We start from the raw sequence: 21,056 nt of genomic DNA on the forward strand, positions 1-21,056 counted from the left end.
CAAAAAAGCCCCGTCCCAAATTAGCTACCCGGGACGGGGACCAATGATTTTTTGATCCCCGTCCCAGAAAAATCATGCTAGGCGGTGTACGAGATAGTCGCGGCTACTGCGTGGCGCCAGCCGGCGATCTTGTCTGCTCGCTCGTCGGCAGGCATCGAAGGCTCCACGATGCCGCGGGCGCCGTAGACGTCGACAACATCGCGCGCGTACATGCCGAGCGCAATGCCGCAGGCCCAGGCCGCGCCCAGGCCGCTCATCTCGTCGTTGCTCGCGATGCGAATGGGCGAACCTACCAAATCGCTCTCAAACTGCATCAGGTAGGCATCGCGCGTAGGGCCGCCGTCAACGCGCAGCTCGGCCAGTGCAGCGCCCGAATCCTCAACCATCGCATCGATCACATCGAAGATCTGATACGCAATCGACTCGTCGGCAGCCTTCACAAACTCCGCGCGGCCCGTGGTGCGCGTCATGCCAAAGACGCAGCCCTCGGCGTCGCTCGCCCAGTGCGGCGCGCCCAAGCCAGTGAATGCCGGCACAAAGTACACGTGGCTCGCCGGGTTGGCGGCGTAGCACAGGTCGGTGACTTCCTCGGGGTTGTTGATGAGCTCCAGGTCGTCGCGCAGCCAGGTCTTGACAGCGCCGGCGTAGCTCACGTTGCCCTCGAGCACATACTCGGTCACGCCGTTCAGACGCCACGCGAGCGAGCTCGAAAGGCCGTGAGAGCTGGCGATAAACTCGTCACCGACGTTCATCATGACCGAGCTGCCGGTGCCGTACGTGGCCTTGGCCATGCCACGGCTGTGGCAGCCCTGCGCAAACAGGGCGGCGTGGCTATCGCCCAGCACGCCGTGAACGGGCACGGGCGCCGGCAAAAAGCCGCCCAGGTCCGTTGTGCCGAACAGGCCGTCGGAATCGGTCACCTGCGGCAGGCAGGCCGGATCGATGCCAAAGGCTTGGCACACCGGCTCGCTCCAGCAGCCCTGACGCAGGTCGAACAGCTGCGTGCGGCTGGCGTTGGACCAGTCGCAGCGGAACTCGGCACCGCCCGTGAGCGTCCAGACCACCCAGGCGTCAATCGTGCCCAGGCACAGCTCGCCCGCCGCAGCAGCCTCGGCTGCCGCCGGCACGTTTGCGAGAATCCAAGCCATCTTGCCCGCCGGATAGTAGGGCGAGAGCACCAAGCCCGTCGTATCGCGCACCAGCTCGGCCACGCCCTCGCGCGCGGCCAGCTCGTCGCACAGCTCGCGGGCGCGGGCGCACTGCCACACCACGGCATCGCACAGCGGCTCGCCCGTCGCGCGGTTCCAGGCAACGGTGGTCTCGCGCTGGTTGGAAATGCCGATGCCGGCGACGTCGGCCGGGTTAACCCCGGTCTCCTCCACCACGGCACGCGCCACGGCCAAAACGTTGGCCGCGATCTCGGCCGGATCATGGCTCACCCAGCCGGCCTCGTTGACGATCTGGCGATGCGAGCGGTCGGCACGATGGATCAGATGGCCGCCCTCGTCCACCAGCAGCGCCTTGGTGCCCTGCGTGGACTGATCGATTCCGATGATGTAGCGGCCCATGGCCACCCCTTTCAAAATGAATGTGACAAAGGGACGGTCCCTTTGTCACATTCCAATTACTCTGCGGGCAGAAAGTCCTTGACGGCCTCGGCAATTCCGGTGCCCGTAAGTCCGTAGTGCGCAAAGACCTCGGGGCTCGTACCGGTGATGACCGGCGCGTCGGGCAGGGAGAGGCACTTGACCGGACGCGGGCAATGCTCGCCCACGACCTGCGCGACCATGGAACCCAGGCCGCCGAAGGGGCTGTGCTCCTCGACGGTCACGACGGCGCGCGTGGCGCCGGCGGCCTCGATCACGGCCTCGGCGTCGAGCGGCTTGACGCAGTACATGTCGAGCACCGTTGCCGAGATTCCCTGCTCGGCCAGCAGATCGGCGGCGTCCACGGCGTGGCGGACCATCTCGCCGGTGGCGACGAGCGTCACATCGGTGCCGCGACGCACCCAGGTGGCGCGATCCATCTGGAACGGACACTCGTCCTCGGTGTACACGTCCTCGACCGGGTTGCGCCCCACGCGGATGTAGGCCGGCTTGTTGTCGGCTACCAGGGCGCGCACAAGCTCGGCGGTCTGGAAGCGGTCGCTCGGCAGATACACGCGCATGTTGGGAATCGCGCTCATAGCGGCGATATCCTGCGCAGAATGGTGGCTCATACCCAGGGCGCCATAGGACACGCCGCCCGAGATGCCGATGAGCTTGACGTTGGTGTTGGAGTACGAAACGTCGACCTTGCACTGTTCATACGAACGCGTGGTCACAAAGGACGCCGGCGAGGCGGCCCAGGTCTTCTTGCCGCACGAGGCCATGCCGGCGGCGATGCTCACCAGGTCCTGCTCGGCAATGCCGACCTCAATGGACTGCTGGGGATACTGGTCAAAGAACGGCGTGAGCGATGCAGAGCCGCGGGAGTCGGAGCACAGGACGACGATGTCTTTATCGGTTGCGGCGGCCTCGAGCAGCGTGTCGCAGATAACCTTGCGGTTGGCGATCTTGTTAGCCATTGATAGCCTCCTTATGGGCAGCGAAATCGGCGATGATCTGGGCATATTCCTCATCGTTGGGCAGGTGATGATGCCAGGCGGCCTTGTCCTCCATAACCGGCGAGCCGTAGCCCTTCACCGTGTTGAGGATGATGACCGTGGGCTTACCCTTGGTCTCGGCGGCCAGCGTCAGCGCGGCGTCGATGGCCTGGACGTCGTTGCCCGGAATGGACAGCACGTTCCAACCGAAGGCGGCCCAGCGCTCCTCCTGCGAATCCTGCTTCATGACGTCCTCGGTGCTGCCGCTGATCTGCAGGCGGTTGCGGTCCACGAGCGCGCACAGGTTATCGAGCTGGTAGTTGCCGCCGCTCATGGCGCCCTCCCAGACCGAGCCCTCGGCAAGCTCGCCGTCGCCCATGATGGTGTAGACGCGGTAGTCGCGGCCATCCATCTTGCCGGCAAGCGCCATCCCGACGGCCACGGGCAGGCCGTGACCCAGCGAGCCCGAGTTCATCTCGATGCCCTTGAGCTTGTTGTTGGGGTGGCCGATGTAGGGGCTGCCGAACTTGGAGAAGCGGGCCTTGACGTCATCGAGGTCAAGATAGCCCTCGTGGCAGAGCACCGCGTAGTAGGCCTCCATGGCGTGGCCCTTGGAGAGCACGAAGCGATCGCGGTTGGGATCGTCGACGGTCTCGGGAGAAATGTTGAGGTGGTTGGCGTAGAGGGTCATGAGGGCATCGATGACCGACATGTCGCCGCCGATGTGCCCGCCGGCGCCAGCCATGATGATATCGACGCAATCGCGGCGAAGGTCCCAACGCAGGGATTCAAGCTCTTCGATAGTTGCCATTTCTACTCTCCTCGCAGGTAAGCTTTGACGTCTTCTTCGATGGGATCGTACAGGTCGGGGACAATGCCGATGTACTTGCACGCCTCGTATAGCACCGGCACCACGTTGGCGTGGATGGCGACACAGTGGTGGATGTAGGGACCCTCGACGATCTTGGCCTCGAGGCGCTTGAGGTTGTCGACCTCGACCCACAGGTAGGTGCCCATGCCGACCGGGCCGTCGATGCCGCGGGCATTGCCCAGCAACAGCGAGTACTCGCCGTTGTCGCCGTCAAAGCGGGCAAGGGTGAGGTCGCCGTGCTTGGCCTCGGCCGTCAGCGCGCCGGGGTGATCGAAGGCCAGCGGGTAGGTGAGCTTGGGCTTGACCGCCGCGCAGCTGCAGGGCCAGGGGCCGCAGTGCTGCAGCAGCTCGCCGTTCTCGTTGTCGGGGTGACGGACGGTCCAGTCGGCGAACATGCCGCGGTGACGGCCAAGATCGGCTGCCTCGACCATGAGCGCGGTGATGGCGCCGTGGATGTCGGTCTCGCAGACGACGGGGATGCCCATCTCGTTGAGGATAGCGTTGGCGGCGCAGGGCATAATGCCCAGCTCGTCCTGCAGGGCGTTCCAGCACTGGATGGCGCCGGCGTTGCAGCCGTACTTCTGAACCAGGCGCTTCATGGCAATAGCGAGGCCGGCGACCGCGGGGACCTTGTCCTCGGGGATGCAGATCTCAAAGCTGTCGCTAATGTGGGCGAGCATGGCTGCCATGGCCTGCTCGTCGGCCTGGGCGTCGCGCACGGCCTGGACAAGCTCGGTCATGGGGATGGGCGAAAGCTGGATGTTGAACTTCTCGAGCAGCTCGCCCTCGTTGCACATGGTCGACCAGAAGTCGAACGGACGGGTGGACATCTGCAGGATGCGGGTGTGCTTGAAGGTCTTGACCACGTTGCACACGGCCAAAAAGTCCCAGACGCCGCGCTCGAACTCGGGATCGGTCAGGCGGCAGTTGGTCATGTAGGTGAAGGGAACCTGGAAGCGGCGCAGGACCTTGCCGGTGGCGAACAGGCCGCACTGGCTGTCGCGCAGGCGGGTACCATCGGGCTCGGGGCGCTCGTCGCGCGGGCCCCACAGCAGCACGGGCAGACCGAGCTCGCGGGCAAGGCGGGCGCAGACGTACTCGGTACCAAAGTTGGCGTGGCAGAGCATGATGCCGTCGACGCCCTCGGCGCGGAACTTCTTGACGATAGGCGCGATATGGCTGTCGTCGAACAGCAAGCCCTCGTCGTTGATGTCGTCGATATCCACAATGTCGACGCCAATCTCGCGCAGGCGATCAGCCGTCAGGCCGCGATACTTGATTGCGTCCGGCGCGCTAAAGATGCTGCGGCGCGTGGGCACAAAGCCGAGCTTGATCTTATCCATGTACGTCCTCCCCTAATCACATGTTCAGTAAACAGACGCGTGTTTCGTTTTGTTCTGTTTACTAAATGTTTTACTCTTTTGTTTAGTAGTTTAACGCGAAAGTCCCGTAAGCGGTAGAGAAATCAGCCTAAACGGTATGTAAACAATCTGAACATACAAGGGGAACAAAAAAGAGGGCCCCGAAGGACCCTCTCTATCCGTAGCTGTATGTGAACGGGCGCATTGTCGTCTCTTCGGCGCAAGCATGCGTCGCAACAATGGCCTGTCGGCAAAGCCGGTGGCTAAGCACCCATCTTGCGATAGACGTCCACGAACTCCTTGGCCAGGATGCCAAAGCCCTCGGCGCTCATAAGCTGGTCCTCGGCATGAACGACCAAAAGGTCGATGCTCAGGTCCTCGCCGGCAGCCGTCTGCTGGACAAGGCCGCCGTGAGCCGCGTGACCCTCGGCATAATGCTGCTGGCCCTCGGCGATCTTTGCCTCGGCCTCTTCGAACTTACCGTCGCGGGCCAGGTGAATCGCATCGATATAGCAGCTACGCGCGCAGCCGACGCCTGCAATGATCTGAAAGCTCTGAAGCTGAATCTCTTCCGTCGTCATGCTTAGAGCCTCATCAGTTCCTTGGCTTGGGCTAGCGCCTTAACGCCGTCCATCATGCCGTAGGTGGTCATGGGGATCACGCCCACCGGCACCTCGGGACATGCGGCGCAGACCTCGTCCTTGGCATAGCCAACCTGCGGCCCAAGCAGGATGCAGTCGGCATTGCGGCCAATGGTCGCGGCCTCGTTGACGGCGTGGGCGGAGACCTCGCACTCCAGACCCTCGGCGTCAGCAGCCTTCTTGATGTTCTTCATGATGATGCTCGTGGACATGCCGCCAGCGCACATTAGAACGATGTTTTTCATTGCAGTTCCTTTCCTGTAACCCCTCACAGGGACTTATATGTTTCGGCGATCAACGCGATCGGCCGAACCTTCGAACTTGTGGACAATGACCTACTCGGCAGAAGCCTTTGCAGCAGCTTCCTCGGCCAGTGCCTCCTTATCGGCCATCTTGACGAACGGGATAAACAGCAGTCCGACCAGCAGGATTGCGGCGAGGACGATTGCGACCAGGCCAATGCCGCCCGTAAAGAAGTTGCTGATGGGCAGCGGCACGACAAACGGCATGGAAATGGTCGGGTTAAATGCATTGCCCAGACCGAGCATCAGGCCGACGGCGGCAGCAATGCAGGCCACGGGCTTGAGCAGGATGTAGGGGATGAACATATAAGGGTTCATGGCAATGGGCGTACCGAAGATGATGGGCTCGGAGATGTTGAAGAGTGCGGGCACCAGGGCAATCTTGGAGAGGGCCTTGTAGCGCTCGGACTTGGCCGTGAGCAGCGCAAGCTCCATGCCAAGGGCGTCAACAGAACCGACAGAGAACATGATGATGAACGACAGGTACGGCAGTGGCTGGCCGGCAACGAATGCCTCGGTGTTGGCAAGAGCGCAGGCCTGGATAACCGGCATGTACACGCCCATCAGGACGCTGGGGTGGATACCAAAGAAGAACAGCAGGTTGCACAGCGTAAAGTAAATGACAACGGCCCAGGGGCTGGAGCCCAGGAACATAACGGGAGTGGCAATGGTGCTGTTGATGAGGTTAAAGACATCGCCGAAGCTCGTCATGCCCATGCCCCACTTAACCAGAGCAGCCGTGGTGAAGATGACGATGGCGCAGAACATCGGAGACAGCGAATCGGTAACAAACTGCGGGACGGAATCGGGCATGGGAATAGCCATATGCTTCATAAGGAAGTTGAGCGCCTTGGGCACGATCAGTGCCACGAGCAGCGCCACGAACAGACCCGAGCTTCCCAGATAGCTGGTGGCGATAAACGTGGAGCCGTCCTCGGCATGACCCAGCGGGATCAGGAGGAGCAAGACACCGATGGCCGCAACCGTCGACGTAAGGCCCTTGTTCTCGAGCACCTTGCCGTAGGCGTACGAGACCGAGGCACACATGTAGATGGCGCCGAGGTTCATGGTAACGACCAGCACATCGCTAATCGTCGCCGACATGCCGGTGCTGGTAAGGAACGCCTGCAGCGGCGGAATCGGCAGTCCGTTGATAATTGACAGCAGCGCCACGCCCAACGTAACGGGCATGGTCGACATCATGCCGGACATAAGACCCTTTACGACCTTAAAGCTGCTCACCTTGTGGGCAATGGGGCCCACATGCTTCTCGAGGAAGCCCTGCATCGAATCGAGAACGCTCATTTCGTGTCCACTGATCCTCTCTTAACGGTTCACGTAGTTGTCAAGCGGGAAATTGCGGCCGACTCTTTCCCGCCTATGACCAAAGAAAAAAAATGGTTATGCCTTGAGCTCGAGGACGAGGAGCCAATCCCCGACCTCAGGCTTTTCTGGCAGCGTGATGCCGTCCGCGACGGCAAGGATGTCCTCGCCGTCACGGTATGCGCCCGTGCAGGGGTTAAACCATCGGCTTGCATAGGCAGCGCCCGTCGGCACGCCCTCGATAGCAAGCTTTCGGCGCACGGTATCGCCAAAGTACGCGACGATGCGCGAAAGGTCCTGATTGGCGGTTGCCAGCGGAGCCTTGTTGGCAAACAGGTTGCCCACATCGGTCGTTTCGTAGGGAGCGAGCTCCCAGAAGTGATTGTCTTCGTAGAAGGAGCGCATGTAGCCCATCTGGACCGCGCCCTCTCCGTCTACCGCCTGAGCCCACGTAATGCCAAAGCGGTTGAAGATCGCCATAAAGGGGTCGAGCTCTTTGGGGCTTTCCCACACGTTGTCCCAGATGCCCTGGGCGCCGTAGGTATAGCCGGCACCGCCCGCCTGCATGCAGATATACGCCACACGGCGCAGCATGTCCGCAGTGCACAGACGCGTGCCCATCTCCTCGAGCGTCGAGCAAAACTCGTAGAGCGCCTCGCCTTCCACAAAGGGCTTGTCGCCGTAGGTGGCTAGATAGTCAAAGTAGTCGCTCGCCTTAATGAGGTAATCACCGTGACCGGCCTGGTTGAGCGTAAAGTCCATCCAGGGCTCATCCTGGTAGTAATCGGCAAACGGGCGCTCGTTGGTATAGTGCGCCGTCGCCAGGTGACCGTACCCGTCGCGGGCCTCGATCTCCAAGGCGACCTCGCGCCAGCCCTCCAAAAAGGCCGCACGGTCCTCTTTGCCGTATCCGGCAACCTCGCCGGCAAGCGTCCACACCATCGGGTATGCGCCATAGAGCGCCACCAGGTAGCGGGCGAGATGCTTTTGATGCTCCACGCCGTGCTCGCCGCGAATGGAAAACGCCCATGCCTGGCCAAGTGCATTGACCAAGCCCGCATCGGCGATATAGGCCATACGGCGGTCGAGCTCCTGCTGGTAGAAGGCAACGTTGGGCAGGTCGGTCGCGCCCTTGGGCATGCCGCCGTCAATCCAATAACGGTCAGCCGCGCCCATGTCCGAGCGCAGGTTGGTCTGATAGACGGTAAAGCCCTGCTTGGTGCGCAGGTCGACCATGCCGCGGAACTGGCTCGTCATACCGGGGTGGTTCGACTTGTCCCAGCTCTCGCGATAGGCAAACTCCCAATGGGTGTCGCCCAGCCAAAAGAACGGCGTGCCGTCCGCATAGGCAAACAGGTGCGGATTGTCCGCAACACGGATGAAACCATGGCGGTACAGATCGAGGTCGCCCGTGTAGGGCACGACCTCGATGCAGCCCGTGCGGCCATCCAGACCGGTCTGCTCGGGAGCCTCGATAACATAGTTCCAGGCGCCCAGCTCGGTCGGGGCAAACGACACGCGATAGGTGCGCTCGCCATCCCAGTAGGCCTCGCGGCAGATTACCCCACCGCTCGGGCCGGTGAACTCCGCCCAAATCTCAACATCCAAAAACGGGTTATCGAACGAACAGGCGCTCTCAAGCGTCAAAACGACCGGACGCCAAATCTCGGCAACAGCATTTTGATTCAACGTCGTATCCATTGCAGACCCCTTTCCGGTCTTAGTGCAGCTAGTTCAGTCCTCGTTTGCTGGCAGATGCCACGGCAAAGTCGACGATCGCCTGGGCGTCCTCGGCGCAGATAAAGCCCTGCGACACCTCGATCGCCGTGTCGCGCTCACACAGGGCGCGGTAGTTTTCGAGCGATCCGTACAGCTCTTTGAGCATCGACGCCGAAAACGACTCCATGTGGCCAAACAGGCCGTCCTTGTCGCTCGTCTTATCGACCGTGCCCTGACCCGGCTCCACCAGGCTCGTGTTGGAGTAGCGGGCAAACGGATGCTCGAGCAGGCAGGTGCGAAGGCCTCCCTTGGTGTTGCCCAGGGCGTCCTTAACGTTCTCGCCGCTCGCGTCCAGCTCGACGCGCGGACACGTTGCCGGAGCGACCCCGGTGCGCACCCACCGGAACAGATTGCGAAACGCGGCGTGGAAGAGATACTGCGACGGATAGGCGTTGGCCTCGGCGTGCTTGCCAACATACACCGGTAGGTGATCGATACGCTTAAGGTCCTCATCGTCCTGGTAGTAGTCGACATAGCTCCACTGCGTATCGTGGGAGGCGCCCGTCACCTCGTACAGTCGATACTTAAAATCGGGATCGTCGCTATCAGGCGCAAAGGTGCGCCAGCTCTCAAAGCGCCCGTTTTCGCTTTCGGTCTGAACGGCGATAAACGGCTCTTCGACGTGCTCGACGCGCAACAGGTGATGCGCATACCCTCGGTTGCTCTCGTATTGGTTCACGGGGATGCACAGCGAATGGATGCCGCCACCAGACAGGTATCCGTCAAATACGCGACCGTCGCGGCGCGCGTCCTTGCGGTAGGCAAAGCTGTTGAGGTAGCGGAACAGATAGGCGCCAGACTGCGACCAACCCGTAAGGCAGATTGCCTGACGCGGATAGTCGCGAATCGGGTTGAGGTCGGAATCGCCGCGCAGCAGCCAGGCAAGGTCGGTCAGCATGTCCCAAAACAAGCCCGTCTCGTAGGTAAGGTCCATATCGGGAAGCGCGCCGCCACGTTCAAGATCGACCGGATCAAAATCAAACGGACGCTCGGGGGTCGGATTTGCCCAGCTCATAAAGGCATAGCGGTCGGGGTTGAACTCCTTGAGCTTGGCGATGGTGTTGGGCTTGCTGGTAATGCCCACATAGATATCGCCGGAGCGCACAAACTCACCGTGACCCAGAATCCACATGCGCTCGATTTCCATGAACGACGTGGGGTTGATGATCTCGACGACCACATTGCCGCTCGCTTGGGACGGGTCCTTGGGAGCGCGCACGACGATGCGGTTGGAGTACGGGGCATCGGCCGTCATGACTTCGACGCCGCCATCTTCATCGACCGTGCGGTACACGTTGGCGGTACCGTCGATGCGATACTCGCGCTCGACGTAGCCCTTCGCGCTTAGATGACAGTAGCGCTCCGCACTCGAAAACGGATAGCTCTCATCCGTAATAGGCATTTCGGAAATACTGCCGATCATCGCTTCCCCCTTGGTTGTTGCGTTTGGTGAGACCAACTCTACTGGGGGCGCAACTTAACTTCTATCGATTCTTAAGTTGAATTACTAAATGTTTAGCTTAATGAACAGGCGGATGTTAAGCTAATTATTAGTAAATGAATGATAGGAGCCACGATGGCCGTTACCGCAAAACAAATCGCTGACCAGCTGGGAATCTCGGCGGCTGCCGTTTCCCTTGCCCTTAATAACCGGCGTGGCGTAAGCGAGAAGACCCGTCAACTGGTACTGAGCACTGCTAAAGCGCTGGGTTATGACTTTAGTAAGATTAAGTTTGAACGCCAAAAGAGTGGGACTGTTGCCCTGGTCACCTTCAACCGACGCCGTATCTTCTCGACCCCGTTCTTCGCCGACATGCTCGCTGGAGTCGAGGCGACGCTCAGACATTCGGGATTCTCGTTTTCGCTGGTAAACTACTCGCCATTCGAAAATGTGCGACAGCAGATTGCAGACATTGCCGAGGCCCAATACGACGGCGTCATTATCCTGGCGACCGAGATGTACGAGACGGACTTTATGCCGTTTGCATCGCTCGATTGCCCGCTGCTGTTGTTGGACTCATGCATGCGCGTTGGGGTCGATACGATCAAGATTGACAATGCCGCCGGCGTGGCACTTGCCGTGCAATACCTGTATTCGAAGCACGGTTCGGTCCCCGGGATCTTGACAACGCCGGTCACCATCGGCAACTTTGCCGAGCGCCGCCTTGCCTACGAGCACACCGTTGGCCAGCTAGCCGGCTCGGAAAAGCGGGGAATCGTCCACGAACTCGCTGTCACTGCGGACGAAGCGTATATCGGCATGCTCGACATTATCGATTCGGGCGAACCCCTGGCTCAATGCTATGTAGCGGTATTTGACGACATAGCCATCGGTGCCATGAAAGCCTTTATCGAGCGTGGCTATCGCGTGCCCGACGATGTGAGCATCATCGGCTTTGACAACAACGTCGGCGGCACCTACGTGCAGCCGCAGCTGACCACACTCAATGTTCCGTCGCAGTATATGGGTACTATCGCCGCGCGGCGCATCGTCGAGATTATCGATGAGACCGAACACCACCCGCTCAAGATCGAGCTGGGCGCATCACTTATTAAACGCCGCTCCGCCTAAAGCGCGCGCACGCTCTGGCGCTCGACAAAATAGGTCGAAACCGCCGTCTTGCAGGTATAGCTCTTGGGATTGCGAATGTTGCCCACCAGGCGGCGCACCGCGATCTCGCCCACTTCGTGCTTGGGGACGTGCACCGTGGTGAGGGGCGGGTTGGAGAACGCGCCCACGGACAGGTCGTCGAAGCCGATCATCGAAACGTCGTCGGGCACGCGAATGCCATGCTCGCTCAGCGCACGCATGGCGCCCACGGCAAGCACGTCGTTCTCGGCAAAGAAGGCTGTCGGTAGATCGTCGCGCGAGACGGTGTCGAGCCATGCGCCCATGTCGCGATACGCGCCCTCGAGCGTAGTGCCCAGAGTGACACGCCATGCCGGGTTGGGCGTGAGGTCCGCGTCCTCCAGCGCTTGACGATAGCCGCGCTCGCGATCCTTAAAGTTACGAATGCGCAGGTCGCCTGCCAGATAGCCGATATGCTGGTGGCCTTTCTCAATCAGATGGTCCACGGCGCGCAGCACCGAATCGGTGTTGGCGATGACCACGGCGTCGAAGTACTGGCGGTCGCTCCAGCCATCGAGCACGATCAGGTGGGCGGCGGCGTTGGCGAACAGGGCGTAGTCATCCTCGCCCAGCTCGGTGCCCATCAGCACGATGGCGGCCGACGGATCGGCGATGAGACCTTCGACCTGCGGGCGCACGGCGTTCAGGTCGCTAAAGTCGAGCGAGACAAAGCTCGTGCTCATGCCGTGGCGGCGAGCCTGGCGCTCCACGCCCTCAATCACCGCAGGATGGAAGGTGCTCTCGTCCAGAATGGCGCCCGTCTTGCGCGCGAGCACAAACTGGATGCTCTCGAGCTGCGTCGACTGCTGGTAGCCGAGCGACTGCGCGCACTCCAGGATGACCTTGGCGGTCTCCTCGCTCACGCTGCGTTTACGATTGAGCGCGTTAGATACGGTCGCGGGCGAAAAACCGGTGATGCGGCTGATCTCGCGGACACTTGCTTTGGCCATCGTTTCTCCCTAGCAACGGTCGCGGCTGAGGCCGCCGGCTCGACGGCTCTGCAACTAAACGACCGCAAATTCAATCTAAACAGAATAGTAAATGTTTAATAGCTAGTTTAGCCTGTTGTCAAGCAAAGCGGTGCAACTATTCCCCCAACGGGCACATTTACTCGGTAGCTAAAAAAGCCCCGTCCCAAATTGACTACATGGGACGGGGCGTGAAAATCATTTAGCCCAGGACGCGGGCCATACGCGCCCTGAACTCGGACAGGAAACGTGGGGCGTCCACGGTGAGCGCCACGAGCGCGCTCTTATCTGGATCGGACAGACGGTGCTCGTCGCAGATGGTGCGGCCGCGATACTCGCCCAGCAGGTCCACGCGTAGGTTACAGCCGAGCGCGCCCACGAGCGTGGGGTCGATCGCCACGGCAACGGCCAACGGGTCGTGCAGCGCACAACCGCCCAGGTAGGGGGCGTTCATCTCGTACGAGCCAATGTAGTGCTCGACCATGCTCGCAAACGCGCAACCGGCCATGGTGCCCGAACCCGTCCAACCGGCGATATCGCGACGCGTAAGCACCACGCGATGCGTCACATCCAGACCCACCATAGTGAGCTTACGGCCCGAGCGCAGCACCGCGTCGGCGGCCTCGGGGTCGCTCGCCATGTTGGCCTCGGCACCTGCGCTCACGTTGCCGGGCACGGTAAGGGCGCCGCCCATGACGACCACTCGGCCAATAGACATCATCGCCGCCACATCACGCTCAAGGGCGAGCGCCAAGTTAGAGAGCGGACCGGTCGCCACGTAGATCAGATCGGGGCCATAGGTGCGCGCGGCATCAATCAGGTAATCGACCGCCGCGTTACCGTCGGCCGACGTCGCCCCCACCGGCTCGTACGGCGACGCGGGCACGCTTGCCCCGCCAATGCCGTTCTTACCGTGGATGAGCGTGGTAGACGCCGGCGGTGTATAGGGCTCAGTCGCCTTAATGGGACGATCGGCGCCCAGGTACACCGGAACCTCGGGGCGACCCAGCAGATCGAGCACCGCCAGGCAGTTGTGCGCCGATTGCTCGACGCGCACGTTGCCAAAGCACGTGGTGATGCCCACGAGCTCCACCTCGGGGCTCGCGATGGCATAGGCCAGCGCCATCGCATCGTCCACACCCATATCCAGATCAAGGATCAGCTTCTTGGTTGCCATTGTTCTACTCCGCTTCTCCGTCTTTATCGTTTAACAAAACCAATGTTCAACTTCGGCGCGCGTGGGAATCGATTGCTGAGCGCCCAGGCGCGACACCGTCACTGCCGAGGCGCGTGCACCCGCCGCCATGCACTCAAAGAGCGGCAGGCCCTCTAGGCGAGCCGCCGCCAACGCGCCGATAAACGTATCGCCCGCGGCCGTGGTATCGACGACCGCGCTCGAAAGCGCCGGCATGCGCAGCGGCTCGCCGTCATCGCTGAGCGTAACCGAGCCGGCACCGCCCAGCGTAATGACCGCGGCGCCAGCACCTTTGCCGAGCAGGGCGTTGAGCGCTTCGACACAACTCGCGTCATCTGCGGGCAGGATGCCCGTCAGTGCCTGACACTCAGTCTCGTTGGGACAGACCAGGTCGACCGCAGGCCAGACCTCCGCAGGCAACTCGCAGGCAGGAGCTGGATTAAAGGCCGTATAGAACCCAAGCTCGTGAGCGCAAGAGAGCGCCGTGGCCGTTGCCATCAGGTCACATTCGCCCTGGGCGATAAAGACGCTTCCGGCAGCCGGGGCAAACTCACAAACATCGCCATCGAGTCCATCGGCCACCAGACGTCTCAGCGCGCAGGCAACGTCCTCGCCCGCAAGCGCATGGTTGGCGCCCGGTGACAGCACGATGCGGTTGTCGCCCTCGCAGCGAATGATGGTCGCTGTTCCCGTCTCCACGTCATCGCGACGTGCCACAAAGTCACAGTCCACGCCAGCATCTTGGAGCCCTGCTACGAGCGCATCGCCAAACGCATCGCGCCCGACCGCGCCAATCATGCACGTGCGCGCACCCATGCGCGCGGCGGCGACGGCCTGGTTAGCGCCCTTGCCACCGGCGTTGGTGATAAAACCGCTGCCGCCGACGGTCTCGCCCGCGCGCGGCATGCGCTCGCACGCCACCGAAAGGTCCATGTTCATGCTGCCGAACACCGCAATGATGCCGCGATCCGCCATGGAAACCTCCTCGTCTGCGGGCCTTACGCCCACCGTCGGCCGTCGATCGTGCGCTCTCGCACCTCTATAACTTTAGTTCACTTTGATGTGAACGCGCGCTTGAGGTTGCGCCAGCAGCAAGCATTCACAGGAGCAGGCAGCTACAATGAATATGTGCTGATTATTCTCGTCATTGGATGATGTTTTATGGAGCAACTCCCACAATCGAGCCCACGCGGCCCGCGCCGCGCGCCCGATAACCGGGCGCCGCACGAACGCCCGCGCGCCGACCGCCGCACCGGCGAGTCGCGACGCGGCCCGAGCCCGCATCGAACGCCCACCAACAAGGGCGCCCATACAGCCAAGACCAACACCGGCACCACACGCTCGTCCGCTACCTACCAGCAGGTGCCCGCTCGTCCCAAGTCCCGCTACATTCCTGCGCTCGACGGCCTGCGTACGCTCGCCGTCGTCGCTGTGGTGCTCTATCACCTCAACCTCACGTGGGCTCAGGGCGGCCTGCTCGGCGTCACGATCTTCTTTGTGCTTTCGGGCTATCTGATCACGCGCTTGCTGCTCAACGAAGTCGCTAAGACCGGCCGCATCGACCTTAAGAGCTTCTGGATTCGCCGCATTCGCCGCCTATTCCCCGCCGTGGTAACCGTTGTGGTGGTGACTTGCGCGTTGTGCACCGTCTTTAACCACGTGATGCTCACCAAGATGCGCCCCGACATCCTGCCGTCGCTGCTGTTCTTCAACAACTGGTGGCAGATTGCCCAAAACGTTTCGTACTTCAATGCTCTGGGCGACCCCTCGCCGCTCACGCACTTTTGGTCGCTCGCCATCGAGGAACAGTTCTACCTGATTTGGCCGCCACTGCTGTTTGCCATGGTATCCATGCATGTGAGCAAGCCCAACACGCGCCGCGTGGTTCTGGGCCTTTCCGCGGTGTCCGCCCTCGCCATGATGGCGCTTTACAACCCTGCCGCCGACCCCAGCCGCGTGTACTACGGCACCGACACCCGCGTGTTCTCGCTGCTGCTGGGTGCCTGGATGGCCTTTATCCCCGATCGCGACCTGGCGCCGGTGCGTCTCGCCCATCGCCTAGGACTCGACCGCCTAGTTTGTGCTGCCAAGCGCGGTAAGCTCGACAAGAATGCCAAGAGCGGGCATGACGAGAAGACCGATTCCGCAGCCGAGGCCGCCCCGGCACAGCCAAACGCCCTCGTGCGCTTTTGGTCCTCGCCCGCATCCATCGATGTGTTGGGCGTCGTAGGCCTGGTTGGCCTTGCCGCCATGGTCGCGCTCACCAACGGCTACACCGCGTTCCAGTATCGCGGCGGCACGCTATTATGCTCCATCCTCACGCTCATGGTCATCGCGGCCTGTGTGCAGCCCCAGGGAATGGTTGCCCGCGCGCTGTCCGCCGAGCCGCTCGTGTGGGCTGGCAAGCGCTCGTACAGCATCTACCTGTGGCACTATCCGCTGCTGTTGCTCATGAACCCGGTCGCCAACATCAACGATACGCCCTGGTGGCAGTACATCTTGCAGGTACTTGCGGTGGTCGCCGTAGCAGAGTGCTGCTATCGCTTTATCGAGACTCCGTTTAGGAAGGGCGCCTTTGGGCGCACCGTCGCCGAATTCCGCGATGGCACAACCACGCCCGCCAACTGGGCACGCGCGCATATTCCCGTGTGCGCCACTTGCGGCATCGTGCTTGTTATCGCACTGGGCGGTCTGATCTTTGTGCCGGAGACCTCTGCACTGAGCGGTGAGGGCGCCGAAGTCCTCAACAAGGAAGCCAAGAACACCGCGCCCACCGACCAGCAGGCGGCCGACGGCGCCGACAAGGACAACGACGGCTTCCCCGATGGCTCCTACGACCTGTTGATGATCGGCGACTCCGTGTCGCTGCGCGCCGTCGATTCCTTTGACGGCGTGTTCCCGCACAGCCACATCGATGCCGAAAAGGGCCGCCAATTCGATGCGGGGCGTGAGACATTTGAGGGCTATCTCCAACAGAACCTTGCCGGCAAGATCGTGGTCTTTGCGCTGGGCACTAACGGCTTGGTAACCGACGACCAGATCGACGCCATCATGGCCGATGCGGGAGATAAGCGTATTGTGGTGTTTGTGAACACGCGCAGCCCGCAGCCGTGGGTTGGCTCTACCAATCAGGTCATCGCCAACGCCGCTACGCGCTACAAGAACGTGCGCGTTATCGACTGGTACGGATACAGCGCCAACCGCAACGACCTGTTCGACGGCGACGGCACGCACCTGTCGGCCACCGGTGTAACCGAGTACCTCAACCTCATCCACGATGCGGTCAAAAAAGACCTGCCCGTGCACCCCGAGGACCACGCCAACGATCCGCAGCCGGCAGCTGTCAAGTCCGCCGCCGACGCACTCGTCAATGCCCTCGCCTACAAGCCACACAAGCTGGGCACCGACAAGTAACGCGCAGCCAAATCTGCTTACACCCGCAGGGGGCGTCGGCTGTGGCCGACGCCCCCTGCGGCAGTTAGGGACGCTCCTTTTGTACCGGCACCTGAAAGCCCTCCTGGCGCAGTCAATGAAGACCTCTACGGATGAATTCCAAGCCGCTCCGCCGCCCCAGACATCGTTTCCGCGCCTCGCGCCTGCCCCAACCAATCAAAACAAGCCCTTTTCGCCGCAACCTCAAAGGTCTGTGGGCAAAAAAGGGCAAATATGAGTACTGTTACCATTTTAGTAGCAGCAAAAACAACCCAAAATAACGTCCGAGCGAACCCTATAACCCTCTAAAGCAGCCGACCTGACTGGTTTAAGGCGTATTGGAGTTAATTTTAATGAACATATTATATGTCATGTTCATTATCTTCTTGGATGAAAATGCTATTCACTTAGCAACAGTACTCATTTTTAGCATTTTTTGCCCACTGCCATATAACTAACACCCTATAGCAGGCAAAAACAGGCCGCAGCCCATCGCTGCGGCCTGCTCGGAAGCAAAAGAGGACGTTAAGCGCCGTAGCCCATCGCTTGCAGCATAAACATGACGACCGTCAGCACCGTAATCACGCCGATAGTCGCCCAAGTGAGCACGTTCCATACGCGGCCGTTGCGGTTGGCGCCCATAATGTGGCGATCCGCCGCGATAACCACCTGGAATACCAAGACCACGGGCAGTAGCACGCCGTTGATGACCTGCGAGGTCATCATAATCTGGAACAGATCGACGCCGGGCATAAGCACCAGCACGGCAGAGATACCGATGATGGCCGTAATGATGCCGCGGTAAACCGGGGCCTCGTCCCAGCTGCGATCGGCGCCGCGCTCCCAACCAAAAGCCTCGCAGATGGCACTCGACGTAACGCCCGGCAGCACGCAGGCAGCCAAAAAGCTTGCTGCGACCAGGCCCGAGGCAAACAATACCGTGGACCACTGGCCCGCGATGGGCTCCAGCGCGCGGGCGGCATCGGCGGCATCGCTAATCTGAATACCCGCCGGGAACAGCACCGTACCGGTCGTGATGATAATGAAACCCGCAATGATATCAGCAGCGATCGAGCCGCTCACGGTATCAATACGCTGCAGCACGATGTCGTCCTCGCCCGCATTCTTATCGACTACGTTGTTCTGAGCCAAGAAGATCATCCACGGCGCGATGGTGGTACCGATCGTTGCGACCACGAGCGACACGTAGCTGGGATCATTCTGAATATTGGGGACGACCAAGTCGACCGCGACCTCGCCCCAGTTGGGGCCGGCCATAAACGCGGCGACGATATAGGTCACGAACACGCAGCTTACCAGCAGCAAAATCTTCTCGATGCGCTGGAAACTGCCCGACATGGTAAGCATCCACACCAGCAGCGCCACGAGCGGCACCGAGATGCTCGCCGGAACGCCAAACAGAGCAAGGCCGCTCGCGATACCCGCAAACTCCGAGATGGTCACCGCCGTGTTGGCGATCAACAGCGCCGCCATGGCCAGCACGCTCTTGCGCACGCCAAAGCGCTCGCGAATGAGCGACGCCAGGCCCTTACCCGTGACGCATCCGCAGCGCGCCGCGGTCTCCTGCGTCACGATAAGCAGCACGGTCATGACGGGAAGCATCCAGAGCATCTTATAACCATAGCTGGCGCCCGCGCTGGAATACGTGGCGATACCGCCGGCATCGTTACCCGAAAGCGCCGCCAGCAGACCGGGGCCCATAGCGCCAAAGATGGCGGCGATGGTCAGCTTTTGTTTGGTGCTCGGCTTTTGGTTCGTGTTTTGCACGCGACCACCTATCCCATGACCGATATGGTGAGCAGCACCGCAGAGATGCAGTACGCCACACACGAGATCATGACGGCGATGACGTTCATGGCGGTACCCGACGTGTTAAGGTCGTGCTCATCGCGCCAGAACAGCACCATCAGATACATCACGGCGCTCATGTTGCCAATCAGACAAATGATGGCCGCGATGTTAAAGCAGCCGGTAAAGAGCTGCTCCTCAAACATAGGGGCATCGGGGAACGCGGTGGTGCGCACCAGCTGCGCGCACAGGTAGGTCACGAGTGAAAGGATCAGGCCCATACCCGTGCTCTGGAAGAAGAATCCCAGGTACGGTTTGGGCTCGTCGTCGTGACCGTCGTACTCGAGGAAGTAGTTCTTGACGAACGACACCATGCGCGAGGCAGCCAGCAGCACGAGCGGCATGGCGCACATGGGGAACACCGCCAGATGCGCGGAGCCCAGCGTCGTCCCCAGCACCGTCGCCATAATGCATGAGGCGATGCCCCACACGACGACCCAATACTGACGATGCACGAACCAGCTGAGCACGTTCGTCGAGTCATCCGATGCGCTATCGCCCGATCCGACACCGGCGATCTGCAGGTCCTCCTGATGCTCCTCGGCGATAACGTCCATGGCGTCGTCGAAAGTTACGATACCCAGGATATGACGGTTCTCGTCGCAGACAGGGATGGCAACCAGGTCGTACTTGGTCATCTCGTCCGTCACGTCTTCCTGGTCCTCGTCGGGCGACACGTAAACCAGATCGCGATAGGCGAGCTGGCCCAGCGTGGCGTCGCGGTCGGCCACGATCAGCGTGCGCAGCGAAAGCACGCCCGTCAGCATGCCGCTCGGATCCTCGGTATAGACGTAATAGACACTCTCAAAGTCCTCGTCGAGTTTGCGAATCGCCTCGATGGCATCGCCGACCGTCGCCGAGGCGGGCAGCGAGACAAACTCCGAGGTCATGATGCGGCCGGCGGTGTTGTCCTCGTAGCCCAGCAGATTACGAATCGCCTTCTCCTCCTTGACGCCCATCAGGCGCAGGAGCTTCTCGGCCTTCTCATAATCGAGCTCGTCGATCAGGTCGGCAGCGTCGTCCGGGTCCATCATGGCCAGCATCGACGATGCGTCGGTATCGGACAGGCCCTCGAGCATCTCGGTCATGAGCTCATCGTCATCGAACTCCGAAATGGCCTCGGCGGCTTGGGCGGTATCGAGCTGCGCGAACACCTGCGCGCGCAGGCGCGGATCGAGCTGCTCGATGATGTCAGCGATGTCGGCAGGATGCAGCTCGCCAAGCGTCTTGTGCGACACCGAGAGCTGGATGTTCTTAGTCGAGCGATCGAGCAGGTCCATGTAAGACCAGGCGATAATGTCCTCGCTAAGCGGCTTGCCCAGGTGCTTCATAAAGCTCTCGACGACGTGCTCGAGCGCGGGGCTGATTGCACGCAGCAGACCGCGGGCGCCGACCTCGGCACCCAGCAGGCGCAGCTGATTTTCGCCCGACATGGAGAACTTGATGTCGTTGACGCGCACGACCTTCATGCCCTGCGTATCGACGATCTGCTTATTGAGAACATCGCGCGCCAGCAACAGCTCGGTCGGCTGCAGATATGAAAAGCGAATGTTGGTGGCAGACGTATTGAGGTACACACCCGTCTCGTCGATACGGTCGACCCATTTGCGCCAGCTGATCATAAACGGCGTCTTGCCGGGACCACGGAACGCGAGCGACGTCACGTGCGGAAAAACTTCGCCGGTTGCAATGCCAAAATCGTTAACCACGCCGAGCTTTTCGCCGTCGACGTCCAAGACCGGCAGTTTGAGCATCTCACTCAGATAATTCAATGGTGCTCCCCATCATTATTCCTACGGACCGCGCGACCATGCCGACACGCCATCCGTGGACTTTTAGATATGTATACGCATGCGCAGGCGGCACACCGCTCGGCGCTCACACCCCGTGCACGCGCAGAAAGCACCTGCATGGGGTCATCGACTGTATGGTCGAGGTTTGGATTTCACCTGCAACCTTTCTCTTGACCCTCATTAACCGCAGTAACTATAGCATCAGCATCGCGCTGCTGCACCGAATTTATGCGCTGCACACTGCAGGCATACCAAACGCTAACGTATCCGTGACATAGTCATTGGGGACGTTCTTTAATGACTAGTCGT

16 protein-coding genes are annotated in these 21,056 nt (G+C 61.0%); 2 read left to right on the plus strand and 14 right to left on the minus strand.

Going from position 1 to position 21,056, the window contains the following annotated elements; genetic code table 11:
• Positions 1–77 precede the first annotated feature (77 nt).
• The 9 genes from SFLMC1_RS02470 to SFLMC1_RS02510 all read right to left on the minus strand — a co-directional run bounded on the left by SFLMC1_RS02470 (position 78) and on the right by SFLMC1_RS02510 (position 10,284).
• On the minus strand, positions 78–1,568 hold the full coding sequence (locus SFLMC1_RS02470) for an FGGY family carbohydrate kinase (RefSeq protein WP_152074512.1): 1,491 nt from the start codon (positions 1,566–1,568) through the stop codon (positions 78–80).
• Between the two features lie 56 nt (positions 1,569–1,624).
• The gene (locus SFLMC1_RS02475) at positions 1,625–2,566 is read right to left on the minus strand and encodes a transketolase family protein (protein WP_152074511.1); all 942 of its coding nucleotides are present in this window, start codon (positions 2,564–2,566) and stop codon (positions 1,625–1,627) included.
• A complete protein-coding gene (locus SFLMC1_RS02480) occupies positions 2,559–3,395 on the minus strand; it encodes a transketolase (RefSeq protein ID WP_197736868.1) in 837 nt (278 codons plus the stop codon). Before SFLMC1_RS02480 ends, SFLMC1_RS02475 begins: the two co-directional genes overlap by 8 nt.
• A gap of 2 nt (positions 3,396–3,397) precedes the next feature.
• On the minus strand, positions 3,398–4,798 hold the full coding sequence (locus tag SFLMC1_RS02485; RefSeq protein ID WP_152074510.1) for an L-fucose/L-arabinose isomerase family protein: 1,401 nt from the start codon (positions 4,796–4,798) through the stop codon (positions 3,398–3,400).
• A gap of 281 nt (positions 4,799–5,079) precedes the next feature.
• A complete protein-coding gene (locus tag SFLMC1_RS02490) occupies positions 5,080–5,397 on the minus strand; it encodes a PTS lactose/cellobiose transporter subunit IIA (RefSeq protein WP_117793902.1) in 318 nt (105 codons plus the stop codon).
• Positions 5,398–5,399: 2 nt separating this feature from the next.
• Complete coding sequence (locus SFLMC1_RS02495; protein ID WP_152074509.1) at positions 5,400–5,702, minus strand: PTS sugar transporter subunit IIB; 303 nt, start codon at positions 5,700–5,702, stop codon at positions 5,400–5,402.
• A gap of 90 nt (positions 5,703–5,792) precedes the next feature.
• On the minus strand, positions 5,793–7,064 hold the full coding sequence (locus tag SFLMC1_RS02500) for a PTS sugar transporter subunit IIC (RefSeq protein ID WP_152074508.1): 1,272 nt from the start codon (positions 7,062–7,064) through the stop codon (positions 5,793–5,795).
• A gap of 96 nt (positions 7,065–7,160) precedes the next feature.
• Positions 7,161–8,783, minus strand: a complete 1,623-nt coding sequence (locus SFLMC1_RS02505; RefSeq protein WP_152074507.1) for a DUF4038 domain-containing protein — start codon at positions 8,781–8,783, stop codon at positions 7,161–7,163.
• Between the two features lie 28 nt (positions 8,784–8,811).
• Positions 8,812–10,284, minus strand: coding sequence for an alpha/beta hydrolase domain-containing protein (locus SFLMC1_RS02510; RefSeq protein ID WP_152074506.1), 1,473 nt, complete (start codon positions 10,282–10,284; stop codon positions 8,812–8,814).
• Positions 10,285–10,437: 153 nt separating this feature from the next.
• On the opposite strand from SFLMC1_RS02510, the gene SFLMC1_RS02515 reads away from it, so the two are divergent.
• Positions 10,438–11,433, plus strand: a complete 996-nt coding sequence (locus SFLMC1_RS02515) for a LacI family DNA-binding transcriptional regulator (RefSeq protein ID WP_187323831.1) — start codon at positions 10,438–10,440, stop codon at positions 11,431–11,433.
• Here SFLMC1_RS02515 and SFLMC1_RS02520 read toward each other — a convergent pair.
• The 3 genes from SFLMC1_RS02520 to SFLMC1_RS02530 form a co-directional block, all read right to left on the minus strand.
• Positions 11,430–12,440, minus strand: a complete 1,011-nt coding sequence (locus tag SFLMC1_RS02520; RefSeq protein WP_152074504.1) for a LacI family DNA-binding transcriptional regulator — start codon at positions 12,438–12,440, stop codon at positions 11,430–11,432. The two genes, SFLMC1_RS02515 and SFLMC1_RS02520, sit on opposite strands and share 4 nt — an antisense overlap.
• Before the next feature lie 220 nt (positions 12,441–12,660).
• Positions 12,661–13,635, minus strand: coding sequence for a nucleoside hydrolase (locus SFLMC1_RS02525; RefSeq protein ID WP_152074503.1), 975 nt, complete (start codon positions 13,633–13,635; stop codon positions 12,661–12,663).
• Between the two features lie 30 nt (positions 13,636–13,665).
• On the minus strand, positions 13,666–14,628 hold the full coding sequence (locus SFLMC1_RS02530; RefSeq protein WP_152074502.1) for a ribokinase: 963 nt from the start codon (positions 14,626–14,628) through the stop codon (positions 13,666–13,668).
• 186 nt (positions 14,629–14,814) lie between these two features.
• On the opposite strand from SFLMC1_RS02530, the gene SFLMC1_RS02535 reads away from it, so the two are divergent.
• Positions 14,815–17,067, plus strand: coding sequence for an acyltransferase family protein (locus SFLMC1_RS02535; protein ID WP_152074501.1), 2,253 nt, complete (start codon positions 14,815–14,817; stop codon positions 17,065–17,067).
• A 543-nt stretch (positions 17,068–17,610) separates the two neighbouring features.
• Here SFLMC1_RS02535 and SFLMC1_RS02540 read toward each other — a convergent pair.
• Together SFLMC1_RS02540 and SFLMC1_RS02545 are read right to left on the minus strand one after the other, a co-directional pair.
• Positions 17,611–18,807 carry an Nramp family divalent metal transporter gene (locus tag SFLMC1_RS02540; RefSeq protein ID WP_152074551.1) on the minus strand — a complete coding sequence of 399 codons (1,197 nt, stop codon included), beginning with the start codon at positions 18,805–18,807 and terminating at the stop codon, positions 17,611–17,613.
• A 74-nt stretch (positions 18,808–18,881) separates the two neighbouring features.
• Positions 18,882–20,726, minus strand: coding sequence for a magnesium transporter (locus SFLMC1_RS02545; RefSeq protein ID WP_152074500.1), 1,845 nt, complete (start codon positions 20,724–20,726; stop codon positions 18,882–18,884).
• Positions 20,727–21,056: the final 330 nt, after the last annotated feature.

Origin of the sequence: Collinsella aerofaciens (genome assembly GCF_901212495.1) — a bacterium.
Taxonomy (GTDB): domain Bacteria; phylum Actinomycetota; class Coriobacteriia; order Coriobacteriales; family Coriobacteriaceae; genus Collinsella; species Collinsella aerofaciens_H.

Coding starts and splice junctions, on each gene's coding strand:
- SFLMC1_RS02470 (WP_152074512.1), bottom strand. CDS start 1,568: ATGGGCCGCTACATCATCGGAATCGATCAGTCCACGCAGGGCACCAAG.
- SFLMC1_RS02475 (WP_152074511.1), bottom strand. CDS start 2,566: ATGGCTAACAAGATCGCCAACCGCAAGGTTATCTGCGACACGCTGCTC.
- SFLMC1_RS02480 (WP_197736868.1), bottom strand. CDS start 3,395: ATGGCAACTATCGAAGAGCTTGAATCCCTGCGTTGGGACCTTCGCCGC.
- SFLMC1_RS02485 (WP_152074510.1), bottom strand. CDS start 4,798: ATGGATAAGATCAAGCTCGGCTTTGTGCCCACGCGCCGCAGCATCTTT.
- SFLMC1_RS02490 (WP_117793902.1), bottom strand. CDS start 5,397: ATGACGACGGAAGAGATTCAGCTTCAGAGCTTTCAGATCATTGCAGGC.
- SFLMC1_RS02495 (WP_152074509.1), bottom strand. CDS start 5,702: ATGAAAAACATCGTTCTAATGTGCGCTGGCGGCATGTCCACGAGCATC.
- SFLMC1_RS02500 (WP_152074508.1), bottom strand. CDS start 7,064: ATGAGCGTTCTCGATTCGATGCAGGGCTTCCTCGAGAAGCATGTGGGC.
- SFLMC1_RS02505 (WP_152074507.1), bottom strand. CDS start 8,783: ATGGATACGACGTTGAATCAAAATGCTGTTGCCGAGATTTGGCGTCCG.
- SFLMC1_RS02510 (WP_152074506.1), bottom strand. CDS start 10,284: ATGATCGGCAGTATTTCCGAAATGCCTATTACGGATGAGAGCTATCCG.
- SFLMC1_RS02515 (WP_187323831.1), top strand. CDS start 10,438: ATGGCCGTTACCGCAAAACAAATCGCTGACCAGCTGGGAATCTCGGCG.
- SFLMC1_RS02520 (WP_152074504.1), bottom strand. CDS start 12,440: ATGGCCAAAGCAAGTGTCCGCGAGATCAGCCGCATCACCGGTTTTTCG.
- SFLMC1_RS02525 (WP_152074503.1), bottom strand. CDS start 13,635: ATGGCAACCAAGAAGCTGATCCTTGATCTGGATATGGGTGTGGACGAT.
- SFLMC1_RS02530 (WP_152074502.1), bottom strand. CDS start 14,628: ATGGCGGATCGCGGCATCATTGCGGTGTTCGGCAGCATGAACATGGAC.
- SFLMC1_RS02535 (WP_152074501.1), top strand. CDS start 14,815: ATGGAGCAACTCCCACAATCGAGCCCACGCGGCCCGCGCCGCGCGCCC.
- SFLMC1_RS02540 (WP_152074551.1), bottom strand. CDS start 18,807: ATGGGCCCCGGTCTGCTGGCGGCGCTTTCGGGTAACGATGCCGGCGGT.